Origin of the sequence: Dermacoccus sp. UBA1591 (genome assembly GCF_002322065.1) — a bacterium.
Taxonomy (GTDB): Bacteria; Actinomycetota; Actinomycetes; order Actinomycetales; family Dermatophilaceae; genus Dermacoccus; species Dermacoccus nishinomiyaensis.
Map to the genome: position 1 here is coordinate 5,927 of NZ_DCNR01000054.1, position 11,261 is coordinate 17,187.

9 protein-coding genes are annotated in these 11,261 nt (G+C 69.6%); 3 read left to right on the forward strand and 6 right to left on the reverse strand.

The window, feature by feature from the left end; translation table 11 throughout:
- Window positions 1-112: 112 nt before the first annotated feature.
- The 3 genes from B2284_RS05675 to B2284_RS05685 form a co-directional block, all read right to left on the reverse strand.
- Entirely contained in the window at window positions 113-1,123 is a 1,011-nt protein-coding gene (locus tag B2284_RS05675) for an NADP-dependent oxidoreductase (RefSeq protein ID WP_040015050.1), read from the reverse strand.
- A gap of 196 nt (window positions 1,124-1,319) precedes the next feature.
- Window positions 1,320-1,784, reverse strand: a complete 465-nt coding sequence (locus B2284_RS05680; RefSeq protein ID WP_051805511.1) for a GNAT family N-acetyltransferase — start codon at window positions 1,782-1,784, stop codon at window positions 1,320-1,322.
- A 90-nt stretch (window positions 1,785-1,874) separates the two neighbouring features.
- On the reverse strand, window positions 1,875-3,041 hold the full coding sequence (locus B2284_RS05685; RefSeq protein ID WP_062257185.1) for an acyl-CoA dehydrogenase family protein: 1,167 nt from the start codon (window positions 3,039-3,041) through the stop codon (window positions 1,875-1,877).
- A 285-nt stretch (window positions 3,042-3,326) separates the two neighbouring features.
- Between B2284_RS05685 and B2284_RS05690 the strand changes: the two genes are divergently transcribed.
- Both B2284_RS05690 and B2284_RS05695 read left to right on the forward strand, forming a co-directional pair.
- Window positions 3,327-4,727, forward strand: coding sequence for a hypothetical protein (locus tag B2284_RS05690; RefSeq protein ID WP_062257184.1), 1,401 nt, complete (start codon window positions 3,327-3,329; stop codon window positions 4,725-4,727).
- Between the two features lie 143 nt (window positions 4,728-4,870).
- Window positions 4,871-6,286, forward strand: coding sequence for a hypothetical protein (locus tag B2284_RS05695; protein WP_062257181.1), 1,416 nt, complete (start codon window positions 4,871-4,873; stop codon window positions 6,284-6,286).
- Window positions 6,287-6,343: 57 nt separating this feature from the next.
- Here B2284_RS05695 and pheA read toward each other — a convergent pair whose 3' ends face one another.
- Genes pheA through B2284_RS05710 form a run of 3 tightly spaced genes read right to left on the reverse strand, consistent with a single transcriptional unit; the run spans window position 6,344 to window position 8,557 of the window.
- Window positions 6,344-7,468 carry a prephenate dehydratase gene (gene pheA / locus B2284_RS05700; RefSeq protein ID WP_136788144.1) on the reverse strand — a complete coding sequence of 375 codons (1,125 nt, stop codon included), beginning with the start codon at window positions 7,466-7,468 and terminating at the stop codon, window positions 6,344-6,346.
- Window positions 7,465-7,899: a DUF4446 family protein gene (locus B2284_RS05705; RefSeq protein ID WP_240742467.1), complete on the reverse strand. Its 435-nt coding sequence runs from the start codon at window positions 7,897-7,899 to the stop codon at window positions 7,465-7,467. The genes pheA and B2284_RS05705 overlap by 4 nt, the downstream gene beginning before the upstream one ends.
- A gap of 31 nt (window positions 7,900-7,930) precedes the next feature.
- A complete protein-coding gene (locus B2284_RS05710; RefSeq protein ID WP_074039607.1) occupies window positions 7,931-8,557 on the reverse strand; it encodes a TMEM165/GDT1 family protein in 627 nt (208 codons plus the stop codon).
- Between the two features lie 76 nt (window positions 8,558-8,633).
- Between B2284_RS05710 and B2284_RS05715 the strand changes: the two genes are divergently transcribed.
- Window positions 8,634-10,841 carry a hypothetical protein gene (locus B2284_RS05715; RefSeq protein WP_136788146.1) on the forward strand — a complete coding sequence of 736 codons (2,208 nt, stop codon included), beginning with the start codon at window positions 8,634-8,636 and terminating at the stop codon, window positions 10,839-10,841.
- The last annotated feature ends 420 nt before the right edge of the window (window positions 10,842-11,261 follow it).

An 11,261-nucleotide genomic window follows, 5' to 3' on the forward strand; every position in this document is an offset into this window, starting at 1 on the left:
CTCGTGTCCGGGTGAGTCAGTCAGGACTGACTCACCCGGACGTTGGTGACGCAGCTGGATCTCACGTCGCATGCGCCGCCCTGCGGGGCGTGGCGCGACGGGAGTCGAACGATCAGATCGAGACGACCATCTTGCCGGTGTTGGCGCCGTTCAGCAGGTCCATGAACGCCTGCGGCGCGTTCTCCAGGCCCTCGACGACCGTCTCGTCCCACTGAACCGAGCCATCGGCGAGCCACGTCGCCATCTTCTGCTGGAACTCGGGCACGAGGTCGCGGAAGTCGCTCTGGATGAACCCGCGGATCGTGATGCGCTTGCCGATGACGAGCGCGAGGTTGCGCGGCGCGGCGGGCGGCTCCGTCGAGTTGTACTGCGCGATGGCGCCGCACATCGCGATGCGCCCGTGGGTGTTCATCGACGAGATGGCCGCCTCGAGGTGGTCGCCCCCGACGTTGTCGAAGTAGACGTCGATGCCGTCCGGCGCGGCGTTCTTGAGCAGGCCGCGGACGTCACCGTCCTTGTAGTTGAAGGCGGCGTCGAAACCGAGCTCCTCGAGGCGCGCGATCTTCTGTGCGGAGCCCGCCGAACCGATGACGCGGGACGCACCCTCGAGTTTCGCGATCTGACCGACGAGCGAGCCGACGGCACCGGCCGCGCCGGAGACGAACACCGCGTCGCCGGAGTGGAATTCACCGGCGCGCATGAGCCCGCCGTACGCCGTGATGCCGGGCATGCCGAGCGCGCCCAGGTAGGCGGACGGCGACACCTGCGCGCCACCGACGTTCGTCGAGACCTTGCGTGCCGCCTTCGCGGGCACGACGGCCATGTCGCGCCAGCCGAGGCCATGGAGGACGAGGTCACCCTCCGCGAAACCCTCAGCGCGGGATTCGACGACCTCGCCGACCGCGCCGCCGTCGAGGGGCTCGTCGATCTGGAACGGCGGGACATAGGACTTCACGTCGTTCATGCGGCCACGCATGTACGGGTCGACGCTCATGACGGTGTTGCGCACGAGCAGTTCGCCGTCGCTGAGGGCGGGGAGTTCCCGCGTCTCGAGGCGGAAGTTGTCGGAGGTGGGCGCGCCATGGGGGCGCGACGCGAGCACGATCATCTGAGAAGTCGTCATGCCCTCACATTGCCACGGGCCACCGACAACGCTCCAACCGAGCCGGTCGAAGCCCCCTGCGTATCCACGGTCCACGACGGTCGATTCAAGGGCGAATGTGACCGAAATCGCGGATGAGGACGCCGCTTGCGAAGATGGCCGAATCGCAGATGGGGACGACAATCGCGGAGGGGCGGGCCTTCAGGGACGCAGCGCGTCAGTGGTGGTCGCGCAGTTTCAGCTGGTAGTAGACCGTCGCGCCCGTGGTGTCTAGCTGTTCGAAGCCGTGCGATTCGTACAGGCGGTGCGCGTAGGCGTTGTTGCTCTGCGTGCTGACGCGAACGTGGTGCGCACCGTTCTCACGGGCACCGTCGAGTACCGCTTCGAGCAGCGACCCGCCGACGCGGCGTCCGCGTGCGGCTCCGTCGACGAACAGGTCGGCGATCACCCAGTCGTGAGTGAGGTGGATCGAGTCGAACGCGCGGTAGACCTGCGCGAACCCGACGACGCCCACGCTGTCCCGGGCGCCGAGGACGAGCGTCTGCCCCGTCTCGATGCGCTCGGCCAGAAACGTCCGCGCGTCTGGCGTTGGCGCCTTGCCGCAGAAGCTGCGGTACTGCTCGAACAGATCGACGAAATCCTCGACGTCCCCAGGCATGGCATGTGCGATATCGATGTTCACGCCTTCATCTTGCCCAATCGCGCACGCAGCGGCCTCTGGGCACCGCAGAGCGGTTCGCCGGACTCGACGAACCGCTCTGCGGGCGTCAGGTCACAACGAGCGGGCGATGAGTTCCTTCATCACCTCGTTGGCGCCGCCGTAGATCTTCTGGATGCGCGCACCGGCGTACATCTTCGCGATGGGGTACTCGAGCATGAAGCCGTAGCCGCCGAACAGCTGCAGGACGCGGTCGATGACATTGCACTGCACGTCCGTCGTCCAGTATTTCGCTCGCGAGGCGGTGGCCGAGTCGAGCTTGCCCTCCATGTGCAGCATGATGCAGTGATCGAGCAGGGTGCGGGCGGCGAGCACGTCCGTCGAGCACTCGGCGAGCACGAAGCGCGTGTTCTGCAGGTCCATCAGCGTGCCGTCGAACAGTTCACGCGACTTCGCGTGCTCGACCCCGAGCTTCACGGCCAGCTCCGCCGATCCGACGGCGGTGCACGCGAGGCCGAGGCGCTCCTGCGGCAGCTGCTCCATGAGGTGGTAGAAACCGCGCCCCTCCTCGCCGAGCAGATTCGCGACGGGTACGCGCATGTCGGTGAAGTGCAGTTCGCGCGTGTCTTGACCGTGCTGGCCGATCTTCTGCAGCACGCGCCCGCGCTCGAAACCGTCGAGGTCGGCCGTCTCGAGCACGATGAGCGAGATGCCCTTGTGCCCGGCGGCCTTGTCACGCTCGCAGGTGCGGGCCACGAGGACGATGAGGTCGGCGTGACCGGCGTTCGTGATGAACGTCTTCGAGCCGTTGATGATGAACTCGTCGCCGTCGCGCACCGCGCGCGTCGAGACGCGCTTGAGGTCGGAGCCCGCGCCGGGTTCCGTCATGCCGATGGCGCCGACCCATTCGCCGGAGCACAGCTTCGGCAGCCACTTGCGCTTCTGCTCCTCGGTGCCGTAGGCGACGATGTAGTGCGTCACGATGATGGCGTGGACGACGAAGCCCCACGAGTCGTCACCGGCCTTCGCCTGCTCGATGGCGACGACGGCCTCGTGCGCGAACGTCGCGCCGCTGCCGCCGTACTCCTCTGGCACCGACAGGCCGAGCAGGCCCAGCTCACCCGCCTTCGTCCAGACGTCACGATCGACCTGGTGCTGTTCGCTGTAGCGGTCGATGTTCGCGAAGATCTCGCGGCTGAACGTGGCGGCGAGACGCTGGAGGTCTTCCAGTTCGTCGTCCATCCACGGCGAGCGGTACGGCAGGGGTGCGGCCGGGCCCATGGGTCTTTCCTTTCGTCGGTTCCACCAGTGTGCCCCACATCACAACAACCTTGGCGCTGCGGGCGCGTCTCATTCACTGCACGCCGCACCGGCTCCTTCACCCGAAGGGACCAACGACCCTGAATCTATGTTGACCGTCAGGTACGCTTTATCGAACGCAAGTGGTGAAATCCGACACGCGTAGTGGGTCTGACGTCCGACCGGGTGGTGGCGGACGACAGACCCGCGCGAGCCGCCACGGCGCCGCGCACGGGGGAAGCGCAACCGAGAACGAGGAGCTGCTGCATGGCCAGCCATGACGCCGGGTGGGAGGCGTTCCGCGAGGAGTTCCGCCACTGGATGGAGCTTCGGGGGATGACGAGCAGGGCCCTCGCCGCTCGCCTCAACGAACTCTCCGTCGACCAGCCGTTCGACGAGCACGTCGTCAAGCGATGGCGCCACTCCACGTCACCGCCCCTCGAAGCCGTGCGTCACATCGCCTCGCTGCTCGCGATGAGCGACGATCCGAGCGGTCAGGCTCCCTACGATCCCGCGTTCATCCTGCGTCGCATGGGCCTGCTCGCGCCCGCCGCGCCGGCCCAGGAACTTCTCGACACGAGCCTGCGCCTGCAGGAGCTTCGCCTGCGCCTCAGTGAGGTGCGCGGCCAGCTGAGCCGCCACGCCGCGCGAACCGGCGCCGGCCAGCTCGTCCAGACGGCGCTTTCGTATGGGTACGCCGCGGCCGTCTTCCCCGTCTGGGAGGGGCCGGTCGGCTATCCGATGCATGTCGCCGACCGCATCGACTTCCGCACCCCGCGCGACGACATCCCTGCCGTCGAGGAGAACGACGAGATGCTCGCCGCGCTCGTCGCCAACGCCGCCGTACCGGGCACCCGCCATCCACGATTCAGCACCCAGCCTGATGATCTGGCTGAACAATCGCACTGGGCGATCCAGCTCATCGGCCGCCCCTCGATGCGCAACGGCAAGGCCATCCACCCCGCCGCGCCGGCGATCGCCGTCACCGCCTCGACGACGAGTGCGTGGGCCGACGACGTGGGCGGCATCATCGCGTGGCTGCTCGGCTACGGCTTCGTCTCGACCCGCGAGATCGCGCGTGAGCTGACGCGCAACCCGATCGCGACGGACGCGCTGCGCAGCGAGGTGCACGATCAGTTCGTCGCGCGCCCGCCGTCGCACCACGTGTGGACGCACCACAGCGTCATGGTGCCCGAGGACAACCCGAACTCACCGTGGGCCGCAGCCGACGGAACCGGCTCGCCCGGCCTCGTGCACATCCGACTCGTCGAGGATCACCGGCTCATCGAGTGGACGTCCGAATGGCTCGGCGGGCAGCTCGGCATGAGCGCCGAGGAGGCTCTGACGCTGGCGGAGACCACCGCGTCCACCGTCGAGGCCCGCCTGCACAGCGGCGCGCTCGCCCACGTGCGACGACGCACCCTGCTCGTGCCGACACCGTTCGCCGAGACGCCGGCGCAGCGGTGGGAGAACGCCCTCGGCGCGGCGCTGGCCGCGACGCGCTTTCTCGCCGAGCTCGGCGTCGAGCGCACCGACGGCCTCGACGCCGTGCATGATCGGTTGCTGCGAGACGAACCGGACATCGCCCACTCTTTGCTGCGGTGGCTGGCCGACCACGAGTGCCCCCTGGTCAATCCGAAATTTTCGTCCTGGTCGAATAGGGCCTGACGAGGGTCGGCGAAAATTTCTGTCCACAGGTCGGACAACCGACTTAGTGGGCGGCGAAGCGAGCCGCGCCTTCCTACACTGGCCGGAAGCCACGGCATGCGCCCGCGTCGGACACGGGCACGCTCACGAGGGGACCACCGACGATGGCAGCGCACGACTCCAGCTGGGAGATCTTCCGCAGCGAACTCAAGCATTGGATGGAACTGCGCCGCTTCACGAACAAGGCGCTCGCCGAGGCGATCAACGCAGACCTGCCCTCCAGCGGTCTGAGCGCACCCGTCGACGAGCAGATCATCAAGCGCTGGCGGCACTCGACGTCACCGCCCCTGATGACGCTCAAGGTCATCGGACGCATCCTCGGCATGAGCAGCGACCCCACCGGCCGCGCGATCTACGACCCGACGCACCTGCCGCGTGTCATGGGCATCCTCGACCCCGCCCCCGAGAACCCCGAGCTCATCGAAGCGGCCTACCGGCTGCAGACGGTGCGCGCCAAGATCGCCGAGGCCCAGAGCACCCTGACGGCGATCACTGCTGACGAGGGCGCCGTCAACGTCGTGCGCACGGCCACCGCGTCGGGGCTCGGCGCCGCCGTCCTGCCCGTCTTCGAGGGCCCGCGCGGCTACCCGATGCACGTCTCCGACCGCATCGACCTACGCGCACAGGGCGCCGAGGCCACCGCGCCGCAACCGAACCAGTACCCCCTCGTCCACGACGCGCTGCACGACGCGTTCGCCGTCCGCAGCCGACGCGCACCGCGCTTCGCCGACACGAGCCTGCAGCCCAACCCCGACGCCTACGCCGCCTGGGCCGTGCAGCACGTCGGCTGCCCGCGCGCGAGCGAGGTGCATCGCCCCCACGTCGGCTTGCCCGCCATCGCCATCACGTCCGTCACGACGACGCCGTGGCCCGACGAAGTCGGCGACCTCATCGCGATGGTGCTCGGCTACGGCTTCACGACGACGCGTGAGCTCGCCCGCGAGCTCGTGTGCGACCCCTATGCGGCGGAACCGCTGCGCGCCGACATCCATGACAACTTGCTCTACGCGGCGACCCCGCTGCGTCGCGTGTGGACGCACCACGGCGCCGTCGTTCCGCCGGCGAACGACCATGCACCGTTCGGCGACGCGCAGGGCCGCGCGACGAGTCAGCTGCTGCACTTCTACGTGCGCGAGGACGATGCGTCCCTGCGTCACGCCGCCGAGCACCCGGCGGGCCGCCTCGACCCCGTCTCTCCGGAGGAGCTCGACGCCGCCGTCGCCCGCACGAGCGCGACGCGCGCGGAACTCGACGCTCGGTTCGAGCGCGTGCAGGACAACCCGCGCATCCGACGCATTGACTACGCCTTCACGCCCGAGGCCGAGGACCGCTGGGCGCTGGTGTTCGAGATGACGCTGACGATCCTGCGCACGCTCGACGAGCTGGGCGTACGCCTCAACCTCGCCGAACTGCACGAGCGACTCGCGCGCACCGAACCGCAGGTCGCACCGCAGGTGCTGCGCTGGCTCGCCGACCACGACGCGCCGTTCGTCGAGTCGCGTCACCGCACGCGGCACTGACGGGCGACTGACGCGCGGCGCCCTGCGACGAGGAGACCCCGTTCAGGCGGCCGGCGCTCAGCGCAGCGCGTGCAGCCAGGCGCGGGCGCCCGCAAAGGCCTCGTCGCTCGTCTCGGGGGCGACGTCGACGGGACGCTTGTCGGCGCGCGCGTACGAGCCGAGATAACGCACGTCGGCGGCGACGCGCTTGAGCCCCATGAGCGCCTCCCCGACACGTTCGGACGCGATGTGCCCCTCGATGTCGAGCGAGAAGCAGTAGCTGCCCATCGCCTCGCCCGTCGGGCGCGATTCGAGGCGCGACATGCTGATGCCGCGCGTCGCGAACTGCTCGAGCAGTTCGAGCAGCCCACCGGCGCGGTCGGCGTGCTGGTACAGCACGAGCGTCGTCTTGTCGTGGCCCGTCGGCGCGGGGGTGCGGGGGCGGCCCGCGGCGTCGCGGGCCTTCGTCACGAGGACGAATCGGGTGACGGCGCCCGCGTTGTCGCCGATGTGTGTGGCGAGGGTCTCGAGGCCGAAGACGTCGGCGGCCATCGGCGCGCACACGGCCGCCTGGAAGTTCTCGGCGGCGTCATCGGCGAGGCTCTGCGCGGCGGCGGCCGTCGACAGCGTCGGCACGTAGGTCGCCTGTGGCAGGTTCGACGCCATCCAGCCGCGCACCTGCGGCCACGCGTGCGAGTGCGACCCGACGCCCGTGATCTGCTCGGCGCGCGTGCCCGGGCGGGCCGCGAGGACGAACGTGATCGGCACGAGCACCTCACCGACGAGCAGCAACTGCGAGTCCGTGGGCGCGCCGGCTCCCGCGTTGAGGGCATCCAGCGTGGAGCTCACGCCACCTTCGACGCTGTTCTCGATCGGCACCATGACGCCGTCGACGCCACCCGAACGCACCGCGTCGAGCGCTGCCGGGACGGTCGCGAACGGGACCGAACGTTCCAGGGCAGCCGCGACGAGGCCGTCCGCAGTGGTCGGGGCGCCAGACGAGCTGGGAGTCTGGTGCGAACTCGCCTCATCTCGGGTCGAAGCACCCGCGGCAGGCGCGGTCACGTCCGCACCCTCGTCACTGGCGGGACGCACCGCTCCGGCGGCGTCACGCGTCTGCTGCTCGATCCACCCCCGCAGCGCAGCCTGCGTGAACGTGCCGGCAGGGCCGAGGTAGCCGTAGGTCGGGTCGTCGTGCGTCATCGGGCATTCCCCTCACCGGCGCGCGCCGCGGCGACCGCCTGCTTCTCCTCGGGCGTGAACTCGCTCGAGCTCGCGCCTGCTTCGACACTCTTGGCGTACGTGCGCGACTCGGCGCGCCCGTGGATCGACGAGATGACGAGCCCGTCACCGGCGTCATCGACGAGGGCCGCCGAGAACGACAGCTGACCCGCCATGTCGCCGAACGCGTCGTAGCGGACGACGGCGACGTGCTTGAGCGCGCGTCCCGAATCGGCACGGGCTGCGGCGAGTTCGGTTCGGGCGGCGGCGATGTCGCGCGCCACCTGGCGCGGGCCGCCGTCGTCGTCACCGATGATGGACGCGAGGCGGACCTCGCTCGCGCGCACCTGCACGAGCGCCCACCCGGCGAGCAGGAGAGCACACACTGCGACGGCGAGAGCGATGGCGATCACGACGTCAGCCTATGCAACCGGGCGTGGTCGATCAGACCGGCACCCAGGCCGGGAATTCGACGCCGGCGAGGGCGGCCACCATGAGCGCCGCGAACAGCAGGCACACGACGCCACCGGCGGTGCGGATGGCGGAGAGGCTGAGCCGCTTGAGCAGCGCCTTTCCGGCGACGGCGCCCAGCGCCGAGACCAGGGCGAGCGCGAGGAACGCCGACAGGCCGACGAGCCAGGGGTTGCCGCCACGCGCGACGAAACCGGCGGTCGCGAGCTGGCTCAGGTCGCCCCACTCGGCGAGGAACAGGATGAGGAAGCTCGCCCCGATCGCCTTGAGCCCCTCGGCCGGCTTGGCCTTGGCACCGAACTCCTCCTCGGCCTCCGCCTCACCCTCATCGGCCTCCTTCGCGCCCTTGATCAGCACGAAACCTGCGACGAGGAACAGCAGCGCGACGATGGCGTGCACCGGCTTCTCGGGAAGCAGCGTGAGGACGCGTCCGAACAGGACGGCGACGACCGTCTGGACGGCGAACGCCGACGCGACACCGATCCACACGTACAGCGGTCGGTATTTCGTCGCGAGCACGAGCGTCGCGATGAAGGTCTTGTCAGGGAGTTCGACGAGGAACAGCGTCGTGAAGACGGTCAGGGCGAGGGCGAGATCCACGGGCCACGAGCCTACCGGGTCGCAGCGAGGATCCAGGATCAGCGACTACGCTTGAGCAGTGTTCCGTCGGTGGCTCGTGACTGCTCTCGTCGCCGCCGTGACGTTCGCGGCGCTCGCCGCGGGCATCTCCGTCGCCAAGTCCGACACCTCCCCCACGCATCGCGCGCTGCCGGGCAACCTCGTCGTCGTCGGTATGCCGGGGCTGACATGGAGCGACATCAACCCCGACACGACACCGACGCTGTGGGACATGTCGCAGCACGCCGCCGTCGGCAACCAGCTCGTCCGCGTCATCAGCGACCACTCGTGCAGCGACGCGGCATGGGTGACGCTGGGCTCCGGTACACGCACCCCGCTCGGCTACAGCCCGCCGATGGCGGCAGCGTCCGGCACGAACGACTTCTGCCCGCCCCCGGTGAAAGGCGAGTACGACGCGACGCACCACACCTACCGCTACCCGCAGTGGAGCACGTGGGCCAAGGACGCGCTGAAACGCAACATCCCCTCACGCATGGGGCTCGTCACCTCGACACTGGAGAAGGACGGCCAGTGCGTCAGCGCCGTCGGAGAACGGGCGACGCTCGGTGCGGCGAACCGTCAGGGCGTCGTCTCGCACTACTGGCCGAGCATCTCCGGCGCTGACCTCGCCGCGTGCCCCGTCACGTACGTCTCGCTCGAGGGGCGCAGCGACGCGCAACTGCGTCAGGTACTCGACGCGGCACCCCTCGACACGACCGTCCTCGTCACCGGCCTCACCGACGACGAACGCCCCGAATCGCCGCGCGCGATCATGCTCGACGGGCCGACGGTCGGCTCGGGCATGCTGCGCTCGCGCCAGACGCGTCAGCGCGGGATCGTCACGACGACCGACATCTCCGCGTTCGTCCTCGAACGCACCCCCCGCGCGCCGGTGCTCGGCGAGGGGCGCCCCCTGTCGATCGAACCCGTCTCGACGCCCGCCGCACTGCGCTCGGTGCGCAACACCCAGACCCTGCTGCGCACCGAGCGCAACCTCGTCGGGCCGTTCTTCGTCTGGGTCGCGGCCCTCGGCGCGCTCGCCGTCACCATCGGGGCGTGGCTGTCGGTCCGCGCGCGCTGGTGGCCCTGGAGCGGACGTGACGTGGCCGGCGGCAACGACGCGGGCGTCGGTGCGGGCCCACGTCCTGGTGTGGCGTGGTGGCCATGGCGAGGACGCGACGCGGCTGACGGCGACGCCGCGGCCCGCGCCGTCATGACGCGCCGGCTGCGGGTGGCGCGCGGTTGGTGGGCGACGACGGGTGCGCTGCTCGGTGCGGTGCCGGTGGCCACCTTCCTGGCGAACCTCTACGCCTGGTACCTCCACGACCATGCGTTGGCGTGGCTCGGCGGGTGCGTCGTCGTCATCATCGTCGTCATCGCGACGCTAGCACTGCTCGGGCCGTGGCGTCGCTGGACGCCCGGCCCTGCCGTCTTCGTCGCCTCCTGCACCGCGCTGGTGCTCGCGATGGATGCGGTACAGGGATCGCCGCTGCAGCTCGTCAGCGTGCTCGGGCTGCAGCCGGTGTACGGCGGCCGATTCTTCGGGATGGGCAACGTCGGATACGCGCTGTTCATGACGTCATGCCTGTTCGTCGCGGCGATGCTCGCGGGGCGTTATCGCGCGATGAAACGGCCGCGGCTCGCATTGCTGACGGTGCTCGCGATCGGCGTGCCCGCCATCCTCGTCAACGGGGTGCCGCAGTGGGGCAACGAGGGTGGCGGCTCGGCAGCGTTCGTGCCCGCGATCATCTACCTGGCGATGCGTGCGCGCGGGTGGCGGATCACGCTGACGCGACTGCTGCTCGCCGCGTTGGGCGGTGCTGCGTTCGTCTTCGTCATCGGCTGGCTCGACTACCTGCGCGGCGAGAGTGCGCGCACACACCTCGGCGACATCTTCGCCGGCCTCATCGGCGACGGGCGGGTCAACCCGATCAGGCGGGTGCTGTACGCAAACTGGCACATGCTCAACACGCATTGGTTCTACTGGTTCGTGCCGATCTGGCTCGTCGTGTGCATCGTCGTGCTCGCGTTTCCCGACGGGCCCGGGCGCTTCCTCAAGCCACTATTCGTGCGCGTGCCCATGATGCGGCACGGCCTCATCGCCATCACGATCATGCTCGCCGCCGGATTCCTCGCCAACGACTCGGGCACCTCGATCCCGCCCGCCGGGGCGCTCGTCATCATGCCACTGCTCGTCATCGTCGCGGCGCGCCTCGGATCGCCGCGCACGAGCGAAGCCCCTCGCGTGCCTGCCGTGAAGAGTTGACGGCCGTACCCATCTGCGATTTACGTCCACATTCAACGGACGTTGCGGGCAGGCGAATGTGGACGAAAATCGCAGATGTGTACAGGCTTCCGGGGGCTTCGAGCCCTTCCCACTGCTCCCTTCACACCGTCGCCGACGTGGAGCCGACGTCGGACGCGCGCCGCGCTCGGCCCCTTCCGTCAGACGACGACGCCCCCGGCAGCGACACGCGTGAGGCCCCCGCACCTGACGATGTGGGGGCCTCACGAGTGACGGCAAGGTGAGCGCCTGATGACGAGCGCCGCCGCGGTCGTTGCCCGGCGGAGAGCCGAGCTCAGTGCGACCTGATGGCGGACGTCAGCGCAGCGTGATCTGCCGCGAGACGATGCCGTTGCGGGCGCGACGTTCGTCTGCGGTGAGCGGCTCGGTCTCGAGCGAGGC

Bases quoted from the DNA above. Each gene is read 5' to 3' on its own strand.
- B2284_RS05695 (WP_062257181.1), top strand. From the start codon at position 4,871: ATGGCAGCGCACGACTCCAGCTGGGAGATCTTCCGCAGCGAACTCAAG.
- B2284_RS05675 (WP_040015050.1), bottom strand. From the start codon at position 1,123: ATGACGACTTCTCAGATGATCGTGCTCGCGTCGCGCCCCCATGGCGCG.
- B2284_RS05685 (WP_062257185.1), bottom strand. From the start codon at position 3,041: ATGGGCCCGGCCGCACCCCTGCCGTACCGCTCGCCGTGGATGGACGAC.
- B2284_RS05690 (WP_062257184.1), top strand. From the start codon at position 3,327: ATGGCCAGCCATGACGCCGGGTGGGAGGCGTTCCGCGAGGAGTTCCGC.
- pheA (WP_136788144.1), bottom strand. From the start codon at position 7,468: ATGACGCACGACGACCCGACCTACGGCTACCTCGGCCCTGCCGGCACG.